Annotated in this window: 23 protein-coding genes and 1 riboswitch; of the genes, 15 read left to right on the forward strand and 8 right to left on the reverse strand. The window is 41.7% G+C overall.

Annotation, left to right across the window (positions count from 1 at the left end):
• Positions 1 to 47: 47 nt before the first annotated feature.
• Positions 48 to 145, forward strand: a riboswitch (purine riboswitch).
• An 89-nt stretch (positions 146 to 234) separates the two neighbouring features.
• The 8 genes from FGL90_RS02720 (at position 235) to FGL90_RS02755 (ending at position 8,219) form a co-directional block, all read left to right on the forward strand.
• Entirely contained in the window at positions 235 to 1,596 is a 1,362-nt protein-coding gene (locus FGL90_RS02720) for a nucleobase:cation symporter-2 family protein (protein WP_147656745.1), read from the forward strand.
• Positions 1,597 to 1,698: 102 nt separating this feature from the next.
• Positions 1,699 to 2,076, forward strand: a complete 378-nt coding sequence (locus FGL90_RS02725) for a hypothetical protein (protein ID WP_010619425.1) — start codon at positions 1,699 to 1,701, stop codon at positions 2,074 to 2,076.
• Positions 2,077 to 2,207: 131 nt separating this feature from the next.
• Positions 2,208 to 3,296, forward strand: coding sequence for an ABC transporter ATP-binding protein (locus FGL90_RS02730; RefSeq protein WP_010619424.1), 1,089 nt, complete (start codon positions 2,208 to 2,210; stop codon positions 3,294 to 3,296).
• A gap of 10 nt (positions 3,297 to 3,306) precedes the next feature.
• Positions 3,307 to 4,125: an ABC transporter permease gene (locus FGL90_RS02735; RefSeq protein WP_010619423.1), complete on the forward strand. Its 819-nt coding sequence runs from the start codon at positions 3,307 to 3,309 to the stop codon at positions 4,123 to 4,125.
• On the forward strand, positions 4,122 to 4,940 hold the full coding sequence (locus FGL90_RS02740; protein ID WP_010619422.1) for an ABC transporter permease: 819 nt from the start codon (positions 4,122 to 4,124) through the stop codon (positions 4,938 to 4,940). The genes FGL90_RS02735 and FGL90_RS02740 overlap by 4 nt, the downstream gene beginning before the upstream one ends.
• Entirely contained in the window at positions 4,937 to 6,010 is a 1,074-nt protein-coding gene (locus FGL90_RS02745) for an ABC transporter substrate-binding protein (RefSeq protein WP_147656747.1), read from the forward strand. Before FGL90_RS02740 ends, FGL90_RS02745 begins: the two co-directional genes overlap by 4 nt.
• 47 nt (positions 6,011 to 6,057) lie before the next feature.
• Entirely contained in the window at positions 6,058 to 6,393 is a 336-nt protein-coding gene (locus FGL90_RS02750) for a hypothetical protein (RefSeq protein WP_010619420.1), read from the forward strand.
• Positions 6,394 to 6,548: 155 nt separating this feature from the next.
• Complete coding sequence (locus tag FGL90_RS02755; protein ID WP_187240431.1) at positions 6,549 to 8,219, forward strand: IS1182 family transposase; 1,671 nt, start codon at positions 6,549 to 6,551, stop codon at positions 8,217 to 8,219.
• On the opposite strand, the gene FGL90_RS02760 is transcribed toward FGL90_RS02755, so the two are convergent.
• Positions 8,211 to 9,044 carry an alpha/beta hydrolase gene (locus FGL90_RS02760; protein ID WP_010619418.1) on the reverse strand — a complete coding sequence of 278 codons (834 nt, stop codon included), beginning with the start codon at positions 9,042 to 9,044 and terminating at the stop codon, positions 8,211 to 8,213. The two genes, FGL90_RS02755 and FGL90_RS02760, sit on opposite strands and share 9 nt — an antisense overlap.
• Before the next feature lie 157 nt (positions 9,045 to 9,201).
• Entirely contained in the window at positions 9,202 to 9,471 is a 270-nt protein-coding gene (locus tag FGL90_RS02765; protein WP_010619417.1) for a hypothetical protein, read from the reverse strand.
• Between the two features lie 127 nt (positions 9,472 to 9,598).
• On the opposite strand from FGL90_RS02765, the gene FGL90_RS02770 reads away from it, so the two are divergent.
• A complete protein-coding gene (locus FGL90_RS02770) occupies positions 9,599 to 11,974 on the forward strand; it encodes an ATP-dependent DNA helicase (protein WP_147656751.1) in 2,376 nt (791 codons plus the stop codon).
• Positions 11,975 to 12,004: 30 nt separating this feature from the next.
• Here FGL90_RS02770 and FGL90_RS02775 read toward each other — a convergent pair whose 3' ends face one another.
• Positions 12,005 to 13,039 (reverse strand): lactonase family protein, encoded by a 1,035-nt coding sequence (locus FGL90_RS02775; protein ID WP_010619415.1) that lies wholly within the window; start codon positions 13,037 to 13,039, stop codon positions 12,005 to 12,007.
• Positions 13,040 to 13,127: 88 nt separating this feature from the next.
• Here FGL90_RS02775 and FGL90_RS02780 point away from each other — a divergent pair, with 88 nt between their 5' ends.
• From FGL90_RS02780 to FGL90_RS02790, 3 genes are all read left to right on the forward strand, one after another.
• Entirely contained in the window at positions 13,128 to 13,625 is a 498-nt protein-coding gene (locus tag FGL90_RS02780; RefSeq protein WP_010619414.1) for a hypothetical protein, read from the forward strand.
• Positions 13,626 to 13,718: 93 nt separating this feature from the next.
• Positions 13,719 to 14,171 carry a Fur family transcriptional regulator gene (locus tag FGL90_RS02785; RefSeq protein ID WP_147656753.1) on the forward strand — a complete coding sequence of 151 codons (453 nt, stop codon included), beginning with the start codon at positions 13,719 to 13,721 and terminating at the stop codon, positions 14,169 to 14,171.
• Between the two features lie 258 nt (positions 14,172 to 14,429).
• Complete coding sequence (locus FGL90_RS02790) at positions 14,430 to 15,656, forward strand: peptidoglycan recognition protein family protein (protein WP_010619412.1); 1,227 nt, start codon at positions 14,430 to 14,432, stop codon at positions 15,654 to 15,656.
• Between the two features lie 35 nt (positions 15,657 to 15,691).
• Here FGL90_RS02790 and FGL90_RS02795 read toward each other — a convergent pair whose 3' ends face one another.
• From FGL90_RS02795 to FGL90_RS02815, 5 genes are all read right to left on the reverse strand, one after another.
• On the reverse strand, positions 15,692 to 16,477 hold the full coding sequence (locus FGL90_RS02795; RefSeq protein ID WP_010619411.1) for a YibE/F family protein: 786 nt from the start codon (positions 16,475 to 16,477) through the stop codon (positions 15,692 to 15,694).
• Positions 16,474 to 17,589 carry a YibE/F family protein gene (locus tag FGL90_RS02800; protein WP_147656755.1) on the reverse strand — a complete coding sequence of 372 codons (1,116 nt, stop codon included), beginning with the start codon at positions 17,587 to 17,589 and terminating at the stop codon, positions 16,474 to 16,476. The genes FGL90_RS02795 and FGL90_RS02800 overlap by 4 nt, the downstream gene beginning before the upstream one ends.
• 343 nt (positions 17,590 to 17,932) lie before the next feature.
• Entirely contained in the window at positions 17,933 to 18,367 is a 435-nt protein-coding gene (locus FGL90_RS02805) for a universal stress protein (RefSeq protein ID WP_010619408.1), read from the reverse strand.
• A 71-nt stretch (positions 18,368 to 18,438) separates the two neighbouring features.
• On the reverse strand, positions 18,439 to 20,034 hold the full coding sequence (locus FGL90_RS02810) for an amidohydrolase (RefSeq protein WP_147656757.1): 1,596 nt from the start codon (positions 20,032 to 20,034) through the stop codon (positions 18,439 to 18,441).
• Between the two features lie 23 nt (positions 20,035 to 20,057).
• Entirely contained in the window at positions 20,058 to 20,648 is a 591-nt protein-coding gene (locus tag FGL90_RS02815; protein ID WP_147656759.1) for a PepSY domain-containing protein, read from the reverse strand.
• Between the two features lie 202 nt (positions 20,649 to 20,850).
• Here FGL90_RS02815 and FGL90_RS02820 point away from each other — a divergent pair, with 202 nt between their 5' ends.
• The 3 genes from FGL90_RS02820 (at position 20,851) to FGL90_RS02830 (ending at position 23,293) form a co-directional block, all read left to right on the forward strand.
• Positions 20,851 to 21,099: a hypothetical protein gene (locus FGL90_RS02820; protein ID WP_010619405.1), complete on the forward strand. Its 249-nt coding sequence runs from the start codon at positions 20,851 to 20,853 to the stop codon at positions 21,097 to 21,099.
• Between the two features lie 155 nt (positions 21,100 to 21,254).
• Positions 21,255 to 22,451: a quaternary amine ABC transporter ATP-binding protein gene (locus FGL90_RS02825; protein WP_147656761.1), complete on the forward strand. Its 1,197-nt coding sequence runs from the start codon at positions 21,255 to 21,257 to the stop codon at positions 22,449 to 22,451.
• A complete protein-coding gene (locus FGL90_RS02830; protein ID WP_010619403.1) occupies positions 22,451 to 23,293 on the forward strand; it encodes an ABC transporter permease in 843 nt (280 codons plus the stop codon). The genes FGL90_RS02825 and FGL90_RS02830 overlap by 1 nt, the downstream gene beginning before the upstream one ends.
• The last annotated feature ends 3 nt before the right edge of the window (positions 23,294 to 23,296 follow it).

A 23,296-nucleotide genomic window follows, 5' to 3' on the forward strand; every position in this document is an offset into this window, starting at 1 on the left:
AATCTATTTTCACTTGTTTTTAAATTTTCAGGGTGCTAAGATAAGTCCAATCAAACAAATGTGATGCCTATATATAGCCAAAATAAGGTTGGCTGTCTCTACCCAGTACCGTAAATACTGGACTATAAGCAAAAGCGCTCAGTGATATTCTTTGAATATTAGTGGCTCCTTTGCCTATACCGGCAAGGGAGCTTTTTTCTTGCCAATAGGATCTTCACTCAAGGAGGAAATTTTTTGGCAAAGAATGACGAGTTAAACTTGATTGCAACATCGAAAGAAGTTTCCAACGGTAAAGCCGCACTATTAGGTTTTCAACATCTTCTATCAATGTATTCCGGTGACATGATTGTCCCACTACTTATTGGTGCCGCGCTTCATTTTAGCGCAATGCAAATGGCTTACTTGGTCAGTATCGATATCTTCATGTGTGGAATCGCAACGTTATTACAGTTACGAAAAACCCGCTATACCGGTATTGCCCTTCCAGTCGTTTTAGGCGCCGCAATTCAAGTTGTTACTCCCCTCATTTCAATTGGCCAAAAAATGGGACTTGCCGTTATGTACGGTTCCATCATTGGTGCAGGAATTTTTATTTTCTTAGTTAGTGGTCTTTTCTCTAAGGTTCGCAATTTATTCCCACCAATCGTCACTGGGTCATTAATCACCGTTATTGGTTTTAGCCTAGTTCCAGTCGGTTTTGAAGATTTAGGTGGCGGTGACGTCAGCTCGAAGTCCTTCGGTGATCCCAAATACTTACTCATTGGTTTCGTCACCATGATTGTCATTCTTCTATTTAATAGTTATGCTAGTGGTCTACTAAAATCCCTTGCCATTTTAATCGGGCTAGTTACTGGAACTGCATTAGCGGGTGCCATGGGCATGATTTCATTACATGCCGTTGCAACTGCTAGCTGGTTCCACATTCCCCGCCCCTTCTTCTTCGCAACACCCAAGTTTGAATGGTCCTCCATTATCACGATGATGGTTGTTTCGCTTACCACCATGGTTGAGTCTACGGGTGTGTTCTTCGCACTTGCCGACATCACCGGTAGTAAGCTTTCAACGGACGACCTCAAACGCGGTTACCGTGCTGAAGGAATTGCAGCAATTTTGGGTGGCATCTTTAATACCTTCCCATACTCAACCTTCTCAGAAAACGTTGGCGTGCTTCAACTTTCCGGCGTTAAATCAAAGAAACCAATTTATTTTGCAGCTGCTTTTCTACTTATTCTGGGTCTCTTACCTAAAGTGGGCGCTCTTGCAACTATTATCCCTACCCCAGTTCTTGGTGGTGCGATGATCGTTATGTTTGGAATGGTGGGCGTTCAAGGAATTCGAATGCTTCAAGCCGTTGATTTCAGAGACAACCATAATTTGTTAGTCGCTGCTATCTCAATTGGTCTTGGTATGGGCGTCACCGTTTATCCTCAAGTTTTCCAAGAACTTCCAGAAGTTGCCAAATTAATCTTAACCAACGGAATTGTGATTGCTAGCTTCTCCGCAGTTATTTTAAATGCGATGTTTCACTTTTCCATCGGCAACAAACAAGTAGCAGCTGAAGTTCATTCAGATGCCGCAGATAAAATCGAAAAATAATCTTAAAGAAGCGTTTGGAATTTTATATTCCAGGCGCTTTTTTTGCTATAATTGATTGGATATTTATAATAAGAACAAAAGAAAGCGAAGGGATCTATTTTCATGGCAAACGACACCAATCGCTACTATCAGCCTCAGAATTCTAAAGAGGCGATGCGGTATATCGAAAAACTCTTTAACTCATACAAAGATGCACCATTAACCGATGACCTGCTAACTTACCACGTCAAATTGGTGAACCAGGTTCAAACTGACATCATGCAGACTGCAAAAGCCGAGAATATTCCGGCCCGATTAACCGCAGTAACCGACTTAATCCAGACAATGCAACAGTGGCAGCGAATTCGTCTGAGCGGCAAGCCGTACAACGGCCGAATGCACCATTTTCAGTATGAACCCATCAATCAGCAGCAAAAGTTTAAACATCGCGTTATCAAATCAAATAACCATTCGAGCCATCGATCGAGCCGACACGGGTAATTTAGACCAAGACTGAGACAAAAACTAATTTTGTCTCAGTCTTTTGGTCTCCTATCAGATAGCTTATAATATGCAGGTGAGACAATAAATTTTGACTAACAATCAACGCAGAAAAATTTTGGAGGAAATCCGTGACTGAGCCAATTGTAAAACTTAAAAACATTCAAAAAAAATACGGCGACAATGCCGTTTTAAAAGATATTAATTTAGAGCTGGAGGCCGGTAAATTTTACACCTTACTCGGCCCCTCTGGCTGTGGCAAGACCACTATTTTGCAGACCATTGCTGGCTTCACCACCGCAACATCAGGCGATGTTTATTTTGATGGCCAAAGAATTAACGATTTGCCGCCCAACAAACGAAAAGTCAACACGGTATTTCAGGATTACGCTTTGTTCCCAACAATGAACGTTTTCGATAACGTGGCTTTTGGGCTAACCCTTCTTGGCATCAAGAAACCAGAAATTAAGCAACGCGTGACTGATGCCCTTAAATCCGTTCACCTAACCGGCTATGCCAGTCGGGAAATATCTGAGCTCTCCGGTGGTCAACGACAACGAGTCGCAATTGCCAGAGCCATCATCATGGAACCGAAGATGCTTCTTCTCGATGAGCCCCTATCCGCACTGGACGCCAAATTACGCCGCGACATGCAGTACGAATTACGAGACTTGCAGCAACGGCTAGGGATTACCTTCCTATTCGTTACCCATGACCAGGAAGAAGCCCTTGCGATGAGCGATGAAATCTTCGTCATGAACAAAGGCCGAATTCTACAAAGTGGGTCTCCAGTCGACATTTACGACGAACCAATTAACCATTTTGTCGCCAACTTTATTGGAGAAAGTAACATATTAAGCGGTGTCATGCGCGATGATTACGTTGTCGAATTTGTTGGCAAGCAATTTCAGTGCGAGGATGCTGGCATGCGCCCAAATGAACCGGTTGAAATCGTGATGCGTCCTGAGGATCTCACAATCACTTCCATTGAGGATGCCAAATTAGTTGTCACCATCGATACGCAACTATTTCGGGGTGATTACTACGAAATTGCTGCAACTGATGATGCCGGCAACGAGTGGCTAGTTCATTCAACTAATCCTGTTAAGGACAATCAACGCGTTGGCCTAACGTTTACCCCTAGCGACATTCACGTCATGCGGTTTAATGAAAGTGAAAAAGATTTTGATGCGCGTCTAGAAACCTATGAGGATGATTAAGGAGGACCAAATGAAATCGAAAACAAATAACCTATTTTATTTCATTCCATACGGCTTATGGCTGCTCCTCTTTGTCATGGCTCCGGTTGCGTTAATCGTCTACCACTCATTTTTAAACCTAAACCAACATTTTACGCTAGATAACTACATCACCTACTTCAAATCGGGAACCTACCTGATGATGACGCTGAACTCACTTTGGTATGCACTACTAATTACCGTGGCAACCCTCCTAATCAGCTATCCGACGGCCTACCTTCTGAGCAATCTGAAACATAAACAGCTTTGGTTACTGCTCATTATTTTACCAACTTGGATTAATTTACTTTTGAAGGCCTACGCCTTTATTGGCATTTTCAGTCAATCCGGCGTTGCAAATCAGTTTCTAACCTTCATTGGAATTGGTCCGCAACAGCTATTATTTACAAATTTCAGTTTTATTTTTGTTGCCACCTATATTCAAATTCCATTCATGATCTTGCCAATTTTTAACTCGATTGAAGATTTAAATCAGTCCTACATCAATGCCAGTCACGATCTTGGCGCAACTAGTTGGCAAACCTTTCGGAAAGTCATCTGGCCAATGACGCTGCCTGGCGTTAAAGCTGGCGTTCAATCCGTCTTTATTCCTTCCCTTTCACTCTTCATGCTAACCCGTTTGATTGGTGGCAATAAGGTGATTACCCTGGGAACAGCTATCGAAGAACACTTCTTAATCACGATGAACTGGGGAATGGGGTCAACCATTGGCGTCGTCTTAATTGTCGCCATGGTCGTCATCATGATTTTTACCGGTGAATCTAAAACACGGGGAGGCGTGCCAAAATGACCCATCGTTTTAAGTTAAGTAATCTATACCTTTTTTTGGTGTTTGCCGTTTTGTACGCCCCGATTCTATTTCTAATTGTCTTTTCCTTCAGTCAAGGTGATTCCATGAGCCATTTTCACGGGTTCACTTTTAGCCATTATTTAGCACTACTCAACGATACCCGACTAATCATTATTGTGCTTCAAACGCTACTCATTGCGCTGCTTTCCTCCTTGATTGCAACCATCATTGGAACCCTAGGTGCACTGGGCATTAATCAAACGAGTCGCCCGATTACTCGAAATTCGATTTTATCGTTAAACAACATTCTAATTGTCTCTCCCGACGTCATCATTGGTGCCAGCTTTCTGATTTTCTTTACGGCCCTAAAAATTCCACTGGGATTCACAACGGTTCTGCTTAGTCACATCGCCTTTTCAATCCCAATTGTAGTTTTAATGGTCCTACCAAAGTTACGTGAGCTTGGAACAAGTATGGTTTCCGCCGCATCCGATCTGGGTGCATCCAATGGTCAAATTTTATCAAAAATCATTTTGCCATATATCACACCCGGCATTCTATCAGGATTTTTCATGGCGTTAACCTATTCATTAGATGATTTTGCCGTTACTTTCTTTGTGACCGGAAACGGCTTTTCAACGCTTTCAGTTGAAATCTACTCTCGGGCACGGCAAGGAATCAGTTTGGAAATTAACGCGCTATCTGGGATCTTGTTCCTGTTTGCACTGGTCTTAGTTGTTGGTTACTACTTCCTAAACCAGTACCAGCAGAACCGCCGTCTCAAGCGGGCTAATCGAGAGGAGGATATCCTATGAAACGACTCTTATCCCTTCTCCTCGGAATTGCAGCAATTTGCGTGTTACTTGCCTTTTCCGCTAATAAACTTCAATCGACATCGGGTGATTCAAGTGCAAAGGTCCTCAACCTATATAATTGGGGAGATTACATTGACCCAGCCTTGATTACAAAATTTCAAAAGGAAACGGGTTACCACGTCAACGTTGAAACCTTTGATAGCAACGAAGCCATGTTCACAAAGATTAAGCAGGGTGGCACGAGTTACGACTTAACGGTCCCAAGTGACTACATGATTGAAAAAATGCGCGCTGCTCATCTATTAAAGCCGCTTGATAAATCACGGCTAACTGGATTTGCTAATTTAGACGCTCGCTTTACGAATCAAAGCTTTGACCCGCACAACCGTTATTCGGTGCCTTATTTCTGGGGAACGCTTGGCATTATCTACAATGATCAATCGATTAAGCCTGAAGAGGTTCAACACTGGAATGACCTTTGGCAGCCAAAATTCAAAAATAAAATCATGCTCATTGACTCTACTCGGGACGTCTTAGGATTCTCCCTGGTATCAATGAATCAGTCGATGAACACGACCAACCCAGCGATTCTTAAGGCTGCACAAGCAAAATTAAATCGACTCTCACCCAACGTTAAAGCGGTTGTCGCTGATGAAATTAAAATGTACATGACAGAAAATGAAGCTCCCCTCGCCGTTGACTGGTCGGGGGAAGCATCAGAAATGATTGCCAACAACCCTCACCTTCACTATGTTGTCCCAACTGAGGGAAGTAATCTGTGGTTTGATAATTTAGTTATCCCGAAAACTGCGAAACATTATAAGGCCATTTACGCCTTTTTGAACTTCATGTTAAAGCCCGAAAATGCCGCTCAAAATGCTGAGTATATTGGCTACGCAACGCCTAATAAAAAGGCCAAAGCCTTGCTACCCAAGTCCATTCGTAACGATAAGCAATTTTATCCGTCTGACCGAACCATCGCTAATTTACAAGTCTATTCGGACTTGAGTCCCCACACGATTGGTTTGTACAATGACCTATACCTTGATTTTAAAATGAACCACCATTGAAATCCGACGTTGAGAAGGACTAAAATGAGGAACAAGAGGTGTTTGACATGAAAAAAAGCGAAAAGAAAAGTCGTAAAATGATTTTCACTGATATGAACGATTTCTTAATGGATTATGCAGATAAAAAGCTGGGTCACCGTCCTGATTTAGCAAAAACGGTTTATGAAGCTGGTAAGACTGACTTAACTGGCCTCGACGATCTATTCAAGGACAATGGTGTCGGGCGCAAAGAGCAATACACCGCTGTTGGCATGGGATTCTTACGCGATACAACGGATGACGATCCGGATCAAGCGGAACACACTGCTGAAAAACTAGCAAAAGATGCGATGGCGTATCTGGGAACTCATTTAGCTGACTTTGAGTATTGGGAAGAAAATTAAATTAGACAAAAAGTGGCTGGGACAAAAGTCCTAATCTAAAATAAAAGAACCAGGAATTCGAATTTGAATTCCTGGTTCTTTCATTTTATGTAGGCACGGTGTGCCCAAATCTGTTAATCTTAAATCACCACAAAATAAGAAAGTTGGTGCCCACCGTGTATAAACATTATAACAATAACCAAACCATATTAACATTTCCAATTGAATTTAAAATTAATCCCAATCATATTGTCGTTTCAATTAGTGATTTTGTAGATAGTATTCCCACTGAAATTCTGTATCCGGATGCTGACAAGTTTGGGCGACCAAAATATTCGCCAGCGATGATGATGAAACTCCTATTATTTGCTTATATGCGTCATACGTTTTCTGGCCGTGCTATCCAAGAAATGGCAGAGGAAAACCTACCAATGAAGTGGTTAATTGGTAATCCGGACGAAGTCCCAAGTTATCGGAGCATTAATCGCTTTCGAATTTCACAAGTAGCAAAAGGGATTATCAAAAAAATGTTTCTTCAATTTCATGAACAATTAAGTGCATATGGTTTAGTAGATGACGAATCGTTATTTATTGATGGCACAAAGATTGTCGCAGATGCCAATAAATACTCCTTTGTTTGGCGAAAAAGCGTCGAACGAAATGATGCCAAGTTAGAGGAAAAAGCTAGCGCCTTATTTGATGACATGATTCAAGAAAAGGTTAATCTAGCAACTGATGCCGAAGGCACTTTGGCGAAGTTAGATCATGCAGAACGTGAATTAGAACATGATATTGATTACCTCGATCAGAAAATTAGTGCAGAAAAAGTCATTAAAGGTGGCTCGCCATCAAAGCAACGACGAAGAAAACTAAAACATTTTAAGCATATTATTACTTCGGATTTAAAGCCTCGGAAGCAAAAATATGAAGATTATCTTGAAATTCTGGGAAACCGAAACAGTTTTTCTAAGACTGATCATGATGCAACCTTTATGCGAATGAAGGAAGATCCAATGCAAAATGGTCAATTAAAACCAGGATATAACTTACAGATTGGTACTCAAAATCAATTTGTCCTATTTTATGATTTGAATCAACGGCCAGCTGACCAAAGAACGCTAGTCCCATTTTTGAATCAAGTCCAACAAAGAAAGGCCACGTTCCGTTACGTAGTAGCGGATGCAGGTTATGGTAGTGAACCAAATTATGACTTTGTTTTAAAGGATTTTAAAGCGACGCCACTTATTCCCTATACAATGTATTTAAAAGAACAATCCAAGAAGTATAAAAATGATGCCAATAAGGTTATGAATTGGACCTATGATAACGCAACTGACAGTTTCACTGATCAGCATCATATTCAATTCTCCTTTAAACAAGTCTATAACAGGACTGATAAGTATGGGTTTCAGCGGACCATTCGAAAATATGAAGCCAATCAATACGAGGATCCCGAAGGTTATCACTATTCGATTACGGAAAGGGGTAACCAACGGTCAATCCAAATAAATCCGCATTGGGAAATGGAAAAAAGATTAATTAGAGTTAAGCTTTCAAGTAAGACAGGTGCTTCAATTTACGCAAAGCGTAAAATTGAAGTTGAGCCAGTTTTTGGTAACTTGAAGGCTAATTTGGCGTTCAAACGCTTATCAGTCAGAGGGTTAGAAAAAGCCAAAAATGAATTGGGGATCATTTTAATGGCCGGAAACTTAAAGAAGATGATGAAAATCATCCTTTCAAGTCGTCAGCAGAGTCAAAAAAGTAGTTGGAAAAACTTAGTGAATAAGTTTTTCCAACTACTTTTTTATTCAGAGGTCAGTTTTGTCCCAGCCACTTTTTTACCATAATGACTTATAAACGTAAGTCTGAACATTTGGTGAATGAGTCTGCTTTGAATGTGAGGCGTACGCACCCGTAAACTGTTTTTGTGCGTATGATTTAACCCGACCCTTAAGCAAATACTTTAACGATCCAGAAGATTGATTGCTGACAATCCCATCCGAATCCGTTCCATTTCTCAAATCACCATAGACATTGGCGATTTTTGCCGATTTTGGAAATTTGCTACGGTTCGTTAAATAATATTGATAATAGGAAAACATCTTTGTCGGCTTTCCAGCTGAACTGAGTTTAATCTGATTTGCCCGTTCACCTTGCCAACCAAGAACCCCATTAAACGGGCCGCCAACGGTTACCCAAGTCTTTAACTTAGGTGATCCCGTTTTGCTCCCATACCTTAACTCGTAGTTCATGAAATCATTGCTCCCCTTAGAGTGGGAAACAAAATTATATTTTGTAAAATGCTTCTTTGCGTTCACTTTTTTCATCACGGTGTTAATCCATCTAGAAGTTGTTTGAACGCTACCTTGTCGATTGTTCTTGAAGATGATGTGCACCATCGGATTTTTCGACGTCCACTTACCACTTAAAGAAACTTTACCAGAACTGCTAACCGTTGCGGTATAAGCCTTCTTAGCAATGCCCTTTTTCCCAGCATTTGAAATTGTATCATTAAACGTTTTAGCGGTTTCGCCCGCCCCATGTAGGAAAAAGGTTGGCGTACTGGACTTGCTATAGGCGCTTGCTTCACTTGATTGACTCGTTAATCCCAAAGCAGCTACTGCAAAAATCGATGCAACAGAAATCAGCATCCCCCTGATGCTTAACTTCATTGTGATCCCCCCTATTCAATTAAGTTCAATTTTAATGAACAACGTTAGTATATCGGGAGGACATTTTTTCGTCACTTTTTATGCTTGTGCACAATTTAAATTGAAGCAACTTAAATAGTGCCCAACAAAAAAATCGCCGCTAAAGGCGATTCTTTTTCTAATAGCACCAGCCGTGCTTCACAAATTCGGTATGCACGAGACTCAGCAATTTCTGTGCATCTTGCGTCCCATCAACCATAATTTGAAAGTGCGTTCCTTTATTTGCCATTAACTTATTCAGATCATCCTGAGATGTCACATCAAGTATTTCATTTCCTAATTTTAGTTGGACCGTTGACTCGTATCCCTTGATTATCGCTTTTAACCGGTTTGCCTCATCTTCAGGAAGCTCAGCCTTATGCAATAGTTGGACTCCTATGACTTTCATTTTATTCACCTCAAATAAATTGTAAACGATTTCATAGCCTAGTGCAAGTTCCCTAATCACGCTGATTGAAGCTGTTCAGCTATACCAACATTAGTGTATAATTGCAACGAACTGAGGGGGTATGAAAATGACGGGAACACCAAAAATTGGGATACGTGAGCTGGTTGAATTTGTGCTACGATCAGGCAACTTGAACGCCTCAATGAACAGTCAAAATACAGCCTTAGAAGGTGCCAGAATTCACCGTCAACTACAAAGTCAGCGATCTGCAGATTATCAAAAAGAATTTACCCTTGAAAAGCTCGTTGATATGAACCACCATGACTTTCTCATTCATGGCCGTGCTGATGGTGTTGTACTTGATGCTGAACACCCTTTAATCGAAGAAATAAAGACTTCGGACATGCCATTTGAAGAGCTAAGCGAAAACACCCTCACCTTATATTGGGGACAAGTTAAGGTTTACGCCGCCATTTTAATGGCTGATGAAGACTTGCCCGAGCTAACCATTCAGTTGACTTATTTTCAGCGGTTGACTAAAAAAATCACCCAAACCGAAAAACAGATTACGCGTGCTGAGGCCGATGATTTTCTGAACGACTTAATCAAGGACTATGCTGAGTGGCTCCGTTTCAGAGAGGAACTTCATCAGCAACGTAACGATTCAATTACAAGTCTTCCCTTTCCATTTGGCCAATATCGCGTTGGCCAACATGAATTAGCGGCCGCCGCCTATAAGACCATCGTCTTAAACAAACACCTCTGGGTCGAAGCACCAACCGGGACTGGCAAAACCATCTCGACGCTATTCCCTAGCATTAAGGCCATGGGCGAAGATCGAATCAACCGCTTGTTCTATTTGACCGCCAAACAAAGTACCCGGCAAGTTGCAGAGGAAACTATCGCATTGCTGGCAGATAAGGGACTTCGCATTAAATCAATTACCCTCACGGCCAAGGACAAAATCACATTTGAAGATGAGGTTGGCCTCCAACCAGAAGAAAATCCTTACATGATTGGTTATTATGACCGCTTGAAACCGGCAATTAAGGATTTACTGACCAACGAGGACCTAATAACTCGCCAAATAATTGAGACTTACGCAAAAAAGCACAAGTTGGATCCGTTTGAATTTTCCTTAGATGTTAGCTTATTTTGTGATGTCATTGTTTGCGATTATAATTATCTGTTTGATCCGCAGGTGTTTTTACAACGATTCTTTGCCATTGACCACGATGATGACAACTTTTTCCTAATTGACGAAGCGCATAATCTGGTCAGTCGTTCCCGCGATATGTATTCGGCAGAGATTACATCCGATCCCCTGCTCAAACTAATTGATCAGTATAAACAAAATCCAGATTTGGCTGACGCCCCACGCAAACATTTGCAGAAATTAAACAAAGCATTTCGCAAATTCAGCAAACCACTGCGCGACAGTGGTGATCCTAGCAGTATTTTCTCGGAAGAAGTTACCGACTTCAACAAGGCCATTCGGAAACTCACCGACTACCTGCATGACTGGCTGGTCACTCAACCTAAATCTGATATGATTGATGCAACCCTTGACTACTACTTTTCGTGCTTAAGTTATTTAAAAATTAGTGACTACTACGATGATACCTATCGAACCAAGATTTCATTAGACGAACGGGACGATCACCGGATTAGCTTTAAGCAAATTTGCTTAGATCCCAGCGCTTTTTTACAAGAATCACTCAATAAAGGGCACGGTGCCATTCTCTTTTCTGCAACCCTTTCACCGCTCGACTACTATCAGCGCGTTTTAGGTGGAGACGAGGATAGCCTTTGCTATCAACTTAAATCTCCTTTTCCACCCCAGAATCAGCGAATTTTAATTACGCAATACATCCAAACGACTTACCGCCAACGCCAGGCAAGTTTAGGTAACATCATTGAAAGCATTCATTCGTTAGTAGCCGGAAAAACTGGTAACTACCTTATTTTCATGCCTTCTTATCGGTACCTGGACTCTGTTAGTTCGGCCTTTCATACCAAATATCCTGATATCAAAATTAACATCCAGAACCCACAAATGACGGAGCCCTCTCGGCAAGCTTTCGTGGATCAATTTAAAGATAATCCTGCCGAGTCCCTAGTTGGTTTTGCCATTCTAGGTGGCATCTTTTCTGAAGGGATTGATTTGAAAGCCAATCGCCTCATTGGGGTTGGCATTGTGAGTGTTGGCCTGCCCGGCATAAGTGATGAGAATGACTTACTGAAGGACTACTTTGACCAACAGGACCAAAACGGGTTTGCCTTTGCCTACCAACTTCCAGGATTAAACAACGTCTTCCAAGCAGCGGGGCGTCTCATTCGCGGAAGCCATGATGCGGGCATTATTCTGTTGATGGATCAGCGTTTCGGTGCTTCTCGCTACACGCACCTTTTTCCGTCCCATTGGCAAAATTACCAGCGGGTTTTTCAGCCTCAACAGTTAGAGCAGGAAATTACGACATTTTGGAAAAAACTCAAAAAATAAGACCAGCTAAAAATTTAGCTGGTCTCTTTTTTATTCAGTTGCCACACACACACCTTCTGGAACAACAAAGTCCTTCTGGCAAACTGTTAACTTACCAGTTTGTGCATCGCGTTCATATAGCGTCGCATTATTCGTATTCTGATTAACAACAATCAAGAACCGCTCATCCGCATTGAAATTGAAATCCCTTGGGAAATCACCCTCAGTCGAGATATTCTCAAGCAACGTTAACCGTCCCGCAGAATCAATTGCAAAAACGGCAATTGAATTCAATCCACGGTTTGAAACGTAGAGAAATTTATGATCACTCGATAGTCGAATGGCTGCCGCACCGTTATGAGCCGTCCAATCAGCAGGAATTGTTTTCTTAGTTTCCACCAAATCAAATTTGCCAGTTGCTTGGTCGTACTGCAAAACTGAAACGTTACTGCTTAACTCGCCAACTAGGTAAGCTAACCCTCTCGATTCATCAAAAACGATGTGCCGAGGACCAAATCCAGGTTCACAGTTAAACTGAGCTGCTTCACTCAATTGGTCATTGTGCCAGTCATACGTTGTCACCGTATCATTGCCTAAGTCGCAGACCACGATTCGGCCTTCTGGAGTTCGTTCCGCAATGTGTGGATGGGCCCCATCTTGCTGCTCAGGTCGAGGACCATTACCGGTATGCTTTACTTCATCCAATAATTCAAGCTTACCCTCGTTCACAATTTTGAAAACGGAAATAATGCCCGTATGGTAGTTTGCGGTGTAAACAAGTTGGCGATCTTCGTCAACCGTTACATAGGCAGGGGATGACCCAGGTGATAGCACCTTTTGGAGTAGCTTTGCTGGACGAACGTTTGCATCATAGACCATTAGCCCACCCGTTGTTTCGTCACCATTACTTTCCTTATCAATTGCATATAGAATTCCTGCCTTTGATAACGTCACGTAGGTTGGACTACCAGCCTCGGCCACAAAAGTTAAGTTCTTCAGTTTCTTGTTGTCCGTATCTAACTCAATTTCATAGACACCTTTACTTGTTTGCTTCGTATAAGTTCCAATTAGAAATTTTTCAACCATCAGAATGCCTCCTAATTAATTACTGAACTAGTATAGCACAACCCCTTTTGTGCTAGACTAGACTCAATAAAATTAAAGGAGCAATATCGTGATCTCATTTGAAAAATTACACCCCTTACTCACCGAACATTATCGGCTTGACTGGCTCACTCAATTTAAGCTGGTCGACATTATTTCACTTTTAAATCCAGGGCTTGCCAATCCAGATCCGGTGGACGCTGCCAAATTGGTTAACGAGATGATGAGCAAAATCATGAGAAGCCAAGCCATTTCCTGGGGAATTCAGGATCAGACAACGAAATCGCTAATTGGCATGACCACAATTTCAAATTTTGAGAAAAGCCAAGCAACGATTGAGCTCTCCTTACAGGAAAACGTCATTGAAAGTTTTAACTACGCTGAACTACTCGACTATCTCTTTCAACTATTGGGTCAGCATCTGCAAATCACCCAGCTGATAATCAGCCTAGAAACCAATTCCAGCGGGATCATCCACCAGCTTCAAGCCCTACCGACTAACAAATTTTTCATTGCCACAAAATCAGCGCAGCTCACTATTTCGAGTCAAACTCACTTTCAGGCTTAGAAATTTCAGCCTACTTATTGGAATTATTCTAAAAAAGGTGCTTCAATAAGAGCGACGGATTCATCACATTTAAAATAGAAAGGAGCCACCTCAATGGTTGAAGCAACCTTAGATAAAGAAATTAATCGCCTCAAGGATCAGCATATCCGAATAACGCCCCAACGAAAAACCATTTTAAATTACCTCATCACTCACCATAATCACCCAACTGTGGAAACCCTGTTTTCAGACTTATCCGCAGAACAGTCTAACCTCAGCATGGCAACTATCTACAACACTTTAAATCTTTTGGTATCCGTTGGCATTGTCATCGAACTATCAAATGAAACCGCCGGAATTCGGTACGACTATTTTGGTCGCCCCCATTTCCACGCCATTTGTGACAATTGCGGTAAAATTACCGATGTCTTTTACGACAATTTCCCCAAGATTCAATCCGAATTAAAACAAGTCGCAAATGAGCAAACCGGTTACCAAATCAGCACTGCTCACGTAGAAGTTCACGGATTATGCCCTGATTGTCAAAAATTACAACGACGCAATTAAAGGCTGAAAACGCCTTTTTTATTTGCCGTTTAATTAAAATACACGTTGCTGTCACTTATGTTACCTAGTTTTAATAAGATTGAAAAATAGGCTGAAATCCTTTATGGCAGCTATTTTAGGCGCTGTAATATTACAAAGTCGGGAACTGTTTAAAGTTGTTATTCAGGCGTTTTCAAGCTATATTGGTAACTGGATAAATGATTTCGGTACATACAATAATAATGCATTTGATAACTTACGAATTGAGGGATGAACATAATGAAAAAGAGTCGCGTATTACTATCTGCTTTGGTAGCAGTTGCTTCCGTTAGTATTTTAGGCGTTAGCACCGCAAACGCCAGCACATCAAAAGTAAATGATTATATCAGTAGCCAAGGAATCAAACCAGTTGGCGTCACTAAGAGCATCTGGAGTGGTTTTCCTAAGAACGCTTATCGTAAGGGAACTGGGAAACCTGAAGGCGTTGTCGTTCATGAAACTGCTAATGCAAGTTCCACAATCTACAACGAAATTGCGTATATGAAGAAGAACTACAACAACGCATTCGTTCACTCATTTGTTGATGCAAGTCACGTCATCAATATTGCCAACACAAACTACCTAGCTTGGGGAGTTGGCTACCCTGGTAACGCTCGTTTTGTTCAGTTTGAACAGGTCGAAGTTCACAGTAAGTCAGCCTTTGCTAAGGAAATTTCAAACGCCGCTAATTACACGGCAACCTTGCTTAAGCAATACAATTTGAAACCAAACGATGCCGCCTATGATGGCAAAGGAACTGTTTGGTCACATAGCTCCGTTTCTAAGAATCTTGGTGGCTCAAGTCACACCGATCCCGTTGGTTATTACTCAACAACAGGTAAGAAGTACTTCGGCCAAGCTTACACAATGGCTCAGTTCTACACGCTAGTTAAGGCTTACTACAACAGTGGTAGCTCAAGTGCAACTTCAGCAGCTACACCACTAGATAAAGTAAGTTACTACAGTGGTGATGGCAACGAAAATGCTAAATTATCAAGCTCATACAAGTCATATAAACTCTATAACCACGTTAAGGGTGCGAATGCTAACCAAAGTACGTACAGCTGGTCATCCGTTTCTGCTAAAACTGGTAAGAAAGTTTACCTTGATATGCGTGGTGTCAAAGCAAAATCAAATACAACATGGTATCGAGTTCGCTTCTCAAAATCAAGTACTGCTAAGAAGTACTGGGTCTACAAGAGTGCTTTAACATTCTTAAACGTCAGTTATAAAGACGCTACTGGAACAAAAACAGTGAAGAGCAATAGTACTTACGCAACTCACAACCACGTTTACAATTCTTCATACTTATCTAAAGAAATTGGTTCTACTAAGGACCTACAAGGTCAAACCCTTACTATCAACCAGCAGGGTGACAAGACAGATCCAGATGGTACAATCTCTACCTACTACAGAGCAACTGTAAATGGTAAAAGCGTTTGGATTTATAGCGGTGCATTTGAATAAGCAAAAAAGCAGGAAATTTTAAATTTCCTGCTTTTTTATTTGTCTAAATCTGAAAATGGTAAATTTCGCTTGCGGCGATAATCAACTTCGTGTTTCATCACGAAAGCCGTTAAAGGAACCGTTACGATGACGCCAATCATAGAAAATAGAATCATCAAAATTTCTGAAACGAAAACCTTGTCATTCAATATTTCGCCAAACGTGTACCCCACTCCCGAAAACCAGATAAATAGCGCTAGAAAGCCACCAAAGAATCCAAAGAACAGTGTATTAAACGTGGTCCCAATGATCTGTTTTCCAATCGTCATGCCATCCCTAAACAACTGTTTCGATGCAATTTGATCATGCTGACTGAGAATCTCAGTTAGTCCTGCTGCAATTGCCATCGCCGCCTCCGCGATTGCGCCAAGCGTACTTATAATTGCCGTGACCATTGAAATATTCAATAGATTAATGCCGATTAGCAGCGACATCCCCTCCAAATCTTCACTATCTTCCTGTCCAAAGCCTTGCACTTGAGCAATATGAATAATCGGTACAATTAAGAGGACCAACACAACCAACACGATAACCGACGTGAAGAAAGCGGTTTGACTCGTTAAATCATCTCCCCCACCCATAAAGATGGTTAACGCGAGAACAATTACGCCCGCAACTAAAGTCACGATTAGTGGTGGAAAATGAAACGCAATCATGACTACCGAAAAGAATAGCACACAGAAGTTAAAGAGCAGACTCAGAAATGACTGCGCGCCTTGCTTTCCGCCCACAATCACCATCAATATTAACAAAACGAGGCCTAATGCTGTAATTGTTGTCACATCGATTTCCTCCTCAATGCCAAACTAGCAAACCAGCTAGCTAGTGGAACTGATAACACAATTCCAATTCCACTAATCAGGCTTTGAATCATTCCCAACGACATGTTCATCGAAAATGTATAGCCCCAAGCATTTCCATTTTTCAAATACAAAAGTGTCATCGGAATCGTTTCTGCCATAAAAATAAAAAATAGTACATTAATTAAGGGGCCCATAATCGTCTTGCCAATTTGGCGACCGGATAGAAAAATTTGTTTTTGTGAAATATCAGGCCGTTCCTGCTTAAGCGTAAATAGCGACGATACAATGTCGGTCGATTCATCCATGACCGCTCCCAATGACCCCAGCAAACATTCCGCCAAAAAGAGGGGCTTTGGTAGTTGCGTGACGTACTGCATGGATTCATAGTACATCCCCTTGTCATGAGTGAGGGCAAACACAGATAAGGCAATCCCAATTGAAATAAACGTTCCCCCAATTGTCGCCAGCATTGTCACCAGCATTTGCCGATTAAAGCCAATCACTATCCAAAGGGTTACAAACGCAAATAAGAGCGTTAGAAGGCCAAAAATGAGCAATACTTTAGCTTCCTGCGTGGAACTATTCAGTTTGACGGCCCAAAAGAATAAAATTGAGTTAATGGCCACACTGAAAAACGCCATTAATCCGCTGAACATCATGATACCAAGTAGCAAACAGATGGTCATCCAAAAGGCCAAAGCCAGTTGAAAGTCCCGTTTAAAATCTCGAATTGTCCCATTTAACTTGTTCCCGTGGTGATGAATGATGAGGAAAACATCATTATTTTTAAAATATTGTTTATCAGAGGCACCTGACATGGAAAAAGTATTACTGAGCCTCACTTTTTGATTTTTGTATGGCCCATTTCTAATTTTTCCAACAAGTTTCTGAGATGTTTCAGTATCCTGATTTTCGAATTCATCTTTTTGTTTTTCCGGTTTACCATTTTTAACACTCGTGATGGTCGCGACCGGATCGTGGTACAGTGGATAATCGTATTTAACGCCAATGACGAGTAGCAGTCCAACCGCGATGATTGCAACAATAACGGGGATCGGCCACTGATGTGCCACCATTCTTTTACGTAACATATTTTCATCTCTATCCGATAGATTCTTTCAATCATTTTACCATTTTTCGACGGCAATCATTCGGTACTTCAGAAACCTTTAAATTATGACTTGATTTTTACCCCGTTTTTGCTGTAAAATACGTTGTTGGTTACTATCAATAAAGCGAGGGTTAATAATTATGAGAAAAGCACATCCAAATGGCGTCCAAGGCCGTCGTCCAATCTCAGCAAAAAATGCTGACAAGCGTCAAAAAGAAATTTCTGACTTACAACGATGGTTAAAGAGCCAAAAGTAAACCATATAAAAAAGGTCTGACTTTTATAGTCAGGCCTTTTTTGTTTGCTTATTTTTAACAAGACTACTAGTTTGGCTCGTTAACAACCATGACGTTAGTTGATGAGTGGGAAATAACATAGGCAGTCGTTGATCCCATGATTGCTCGGTTCAATCCGTGCACACCTGATTTACCAATAACGGTCAAAGTTGTGCCATATGTTTCAGGCAAGGAATCTGCAATTGCTTGCTTTGGAATTCCAACGACAAAGTGCGTTTCAACATTTACACCAGCACTCTTTACCTTGGTCTCTGCAGCCGAAAGAATTTTTTCTGCATCCTCACGCATGTGTTCAATGATGTCTTGACCAAAAATTGCCCCATATTGGGTATAACTCTGATCATTTGCCACTGAAACTAGAACTAATGTTGAAGAAAAATGTTTGGCCAAATCGATTGCTTCCGATAGTGCAGCTGATGCATTTTCACTACCATCCAATGGTACTAATAATTTTTCATACATAAAAATCCCTCCAGACTTTTTGAAACCTCTTTCTCCTCTTATTCTACACCGAAAGCGATTACAGAACTAACTTAACGCCCTCTTGAATAAACGAGCTGTCCATCCATCCAGGTCTGGTCTACTTGTGTTTTCCCGATTTCTGCTGGTTTCACGCTAAATAAATCTTGATCTAAAACGATAAAATCGGCCTTCTTACCGGGCGCCAGTGTCCCAAGTTCATGAAATCCAGCAATTGGTGCTGCCAAACTCGTGTACCTTCGAATGGCCTCACCAACTGAAATGGCCTCCTCAGGCTTGACTAGCTCGCCTCCTGATGCCTTTCGATTCACCGCCGCCTGAATGGCAATAAACGGACTGTCCGGCTTTTCCCATGGCGTACAAGGGGCATCGGAGCTTAACGCAACCTCAGCACCACTCGCAACCATGGACTTAATTCGGTAGCACTCGTTAAATTGTTCCGCCGAAAGAAAATTTCGATAGGAATCATACTCAGCAAAATAGAAGATTGGCTGCGTCACCAATGCATAGTTCATCTCTGCAGTTTTGATTTCATCCAGCATGTCATCCGTCAGCATTGTTGCATGCTCAATTCTGACTGAGGGGCGTCCATCTTTGAGCCAAGGAGTAATTGACCTAGTTGCATCAAGCACTCTTTGAACGGCAGCGTCACCCATCGCATGAATGGCAACTTGTAGTTGGTGTGCTTTTGCAAAATCAATTGCCGTCAAAATATCAGCAGTAGTTGCTTCCGCCACCCCAAAGTTGGTTGGGTCACTTGGATAAGCCTTCTTGACCCATGCCGTTTCACCTGAGATACTCCCGTCAATAAAGAGCTTTAGTCCTCCAATCCGCAACTTGCCAGCTTCCAGTTCACTTGCAAAATGAGCCAGCCCGTTTTCCTTCACTTCGTCCCAAACATAGTAGATAGCGGCTTCCGGCTTGAAGCCTTTTTTGATGGCATCTTCATACAGGTTCAAACTATCGTACGGCTTTAGTCTGCCCATCATCTCGCCAATCGCGATGATGCCATTTTCCAAATAATGCGATGAGCTATTTAATAGATTGGTAACATCCGTTTGATAGCTCTGTTGGGACTTAACTTGAATCATTAGTTGGGTCGCAGGAACCTCTTTTAGGTAGCCATTAGGCGTTCCATTTTCAAATTTACCAATTTCACCGTTTTCTGGATTAGGCGTTTCACTCGTAATTCCAGCTAGTTCTAACGCCTTTGAATTGACGACACTTGAATGACAGTCTGAACGATAAACGAAAACTGGTTGCGTCGTCGAGACTTGATCCAAGTCATGAACCGTCGGCGTCCGATGCTCCGCCAATTTGGTCTCATCGAATCCCCACCCTTCAATCCAAACGTCAGCAGACTTACCAGCTGATGCTGAATGCTTTAGGGCTTGAATCATATCCTGGATGCTCGTCACGTTTGGCGGCGTACAAGCGACTCCGTGTAAGGCATCCGCAATGTATTTTGGGTGCGTGTGAATATCCAAGATGCCAGGCAAGACTAATTTGCCGTGAAGATCCACGACTTCTTGATCTGTCGAAATCGAATTGCCAATTTTGGAAATTTTTCCATCGTTAACTTCCATAGAAGACTCAAAACCGTGATCCGACTTACCCGTAAAAATTCGTCCATTTGTAAAAACCGTCAAAATGATCGCCCCATTATTAATTATTAATCGTCTGTTTGTAATTGTTGCGTGACTTTTCCAGAAGTTGCGTCAATTCCAATTTCTTTATTAACGTCGCCGGTGTCAAACTTAAGCTCATAGATTAAGTTTCCGGTGTCCGCTTTTTCTAAATTATACTCAATCAGCGTCCCTTTAGCATCCGCATTTCGTGCTTTCTTGACCGCTGCGTTAACCGACAAAATGTCAGAAATATCAAAAACGTCCGCTTTTGCTTCCGCCTTATCATCGTTTTCCAACTGCTCGCTTTCGTTACGAGTGACCTTGCCCGACTTTGCGTTAATCTTTGTCTCCAGTTCCTTGGTTGCCGTCACTGAATTAATTTCGTACACAAACCCGCCGGCATCATTTTTTAACTCAATGCCCGTCAGTTTGGCATCAGAATTTTCCGACTTCATCTTATTAACGGCATCCGTCATTGTGAGCGGTACTTTTTGTGCATTTGAGCTTGTGGCGACTTTGGTGCTTGACCTACTACTTGAACTCGACTCAGTGCTTGACTGGTTACTATTCGACTGGCCACAGCCAGTCAGTAAAATTCCCAGCAGTGCAATTGTTGCAATTAGTGGTGTTTTCATTTTGGAAACCTCCTTAACTAGTTACACCACAATTAAAACATATTTCATTTAGCAAACGCTATCAATTACTTTTTCGCTGATAGTCAAAAATTCTTTTGACCGTCAAATCAAGCCCCAAATGAGTTCAAAAAAAGTCAACGTTGAATTAAAGTATTTCGCATTTATAATAGATAATATTGAGTCGAACGGAGGAGTTATAACCATGAAAAATATGTTGGAAAACGCCGAATTAACGGCGATTGAAGCCTATCAGAACAATCAAGTTATCGAGGTCGATTATCAAGAGAACGCAGTGACAGCGAAGCTTACCGGATTAGTCAATTTTGTTTCTGACCACGACTACTTTTACTTAACCCGTCATGGCAAAGTCACCCAGATTCATTTCCAAGACGTTCTCAATATCGATATATTGCATAAAAAATGGTGGCAACTCCAATTACAAACAGTGTAGATAGAAGACTCGACCCTCGTCAGAGCCTTTTTTTGTACAAACGACTATAATAGTCCTTTGACGGCACAAAGATGGGGTCATTTGACTTTTACGACCGTTATCTGGGATACTTATATCTATTGTTCTTTATTTTGAACAAAAGGAGGAGGATGCAAATGACTGTTAAAGTCGAAGTGAAACAACTAACTAAAATTTTCGGCAAACGAATCCCTAAAGCACAGGAATTACTTAAAGCTAACAAATCTAAAGCCGAAATTTTGGAAGCAACTGGGGCAACCATTGGTGTTGACCAAGCCAACTTCAAAGTGAGTTCAGGCGAAATATTTGTCATCATGGGCCTTTCCGGTAGTGGAAAATCAACCCTAATCAGAATGATTAATCGATTAATCGAACCTACAGACGGATCCATTTTAATTGATGGCGAAGACCTCATGTCTCTTGATAAAAAAGCGTTACTCGAGGTTCGGCGAAAGAAAATGAGCATGGTGTTCCAAAACTTTGCCCTATTCCCCAATCGAACAATTTTGGAAAACACCGGTTATGGCCTTGAAGTTCAAGGAATTGATAAATCTGTCAGAGATCAAAAATCTCACGACGCCCTTGAGCTTGTTGGTCTCCATGGCTACGACAACGAACTTCCCCAACAACTTTCTGGTGGAATGCAACAACGAGTTGGGCTTGCCAGAGCATTGGCCAACGATGCTGAAATCCTACTAATGGATGAGGCTTTCTCAGCTTTGGACCCCTTAAATCGAAAAGACATGCAAGATGAGCTCTTGGATTTACAAGAAAAAATGCACAAGACCATCATCTTCATTAGTCACGATTTGAACGAGGCCCTCAGAATTGGGGATCGCATCATGATCATGCGTGACGGGGTCGTTGTTCAGACTGGAACTCCTGAAGAAATTCTGACCCATCCGGCTAACCACTACGTTGAACGATTCATTGAAGACGTTGATCGAACAAAACTGTTAACTGCTGCAAACGTTATGATTCGGCCAAACACAGTGAACATCGATAAAGATGGTCCCAGAATTGCGATTCGCCGAATGCGAGATAATGATATTTCATCAATTTACGTGGTCGATAATAATCGTAAATTCGTTGGTTTCGCCGATGCAGATGACGTCATCAAGTTAATTCAGGAAAACAATCCGGACTTAAGTTCCGTTATTCAAACCAACGTTCCCGAAACTTCCGCAAAAACGCCAGTTAAGGAATTAATTGATAAAATTTCAACAACGCCGATTCCATTTGCAGTTCTAGATGACGAACGGCGGTTGGTCGGAATTATCGTTCGGGGTGCCGTTCTAGGTGCAATCGCAGGAAATGAGGTGACTGATCAATGATGAGCTTAATTTCAAAAATTCCTTTGGCGGAATGGATTAACGAATTCGTCAAATGGCTCACTCAATTCACCGGCTTCTTTAATGGGATTACGACTGGTATTGGCGCCGTTGTGGATCTATTCCAATGGTTCTTTGATTTATTGCCTCAATGGCTGTTTATCATTTTGATTATTGGAATCACTTACTGGGCAACTCGTAAGGAACGCAAGTGGACGCTACTGGTCTTTGAATTCCTAGGGCTCCTCTTAATTTGGAACCTTGGTTTCTGGCGTGATATGACGCAGACTTTAACTTTAGTCTTAACGTCAAGTTTGATTGCCATTATCATTGGCATTCCACTTGGGATTTTAATGGCCAAAAGCAAAACATTTGAAACAATCATGAAACCGATTCTTGATCTAATGCAGACAATGCCGGCCTTCGTCTATTTGATTCCCGCCGTTGCGTTCTTTGGAATCGGAATGGTACCAGGTGTGATTGCCTCCGTTATTTTCGCAATGCCACCAACAGTTCGAATGACCAATTTGGGAATTCGCCAAGTCCCAGCAGACTTAATTGAAGCTGCTGATTCATACGGATCCACAAGTTGGCAAAAATTAGTCAAGGTTCAATTGCCGTTAGCAAAATCAACGTTAATGGCCGGCGTTAACCAAAGTATGATGCTCGCCCTTTCAATGGTTGTTATTGCTTCCATGATTGGGGCAATGGGTCTTGGAACCCAAGTCTACTTTGCCGTTGGTCGAAATGATGCTGGTTCCGGGTTTACTTCTGGACTTGCCATCGTTATTTTAGCCATTATTTTGGACCGAATGACGCAAGCCTTCAACAAGAAAAAGCATTAGGGG

The organism is Secundilactobacillus malefermentans (assembly GCF_008033155.1).
Classification (GTDB): Bacteria; Bacillota; Bacilli; order Lactobacillales; family Lactobacillaceae; genus Secundilactobacillus; species Secundilactobacillus malefermentans.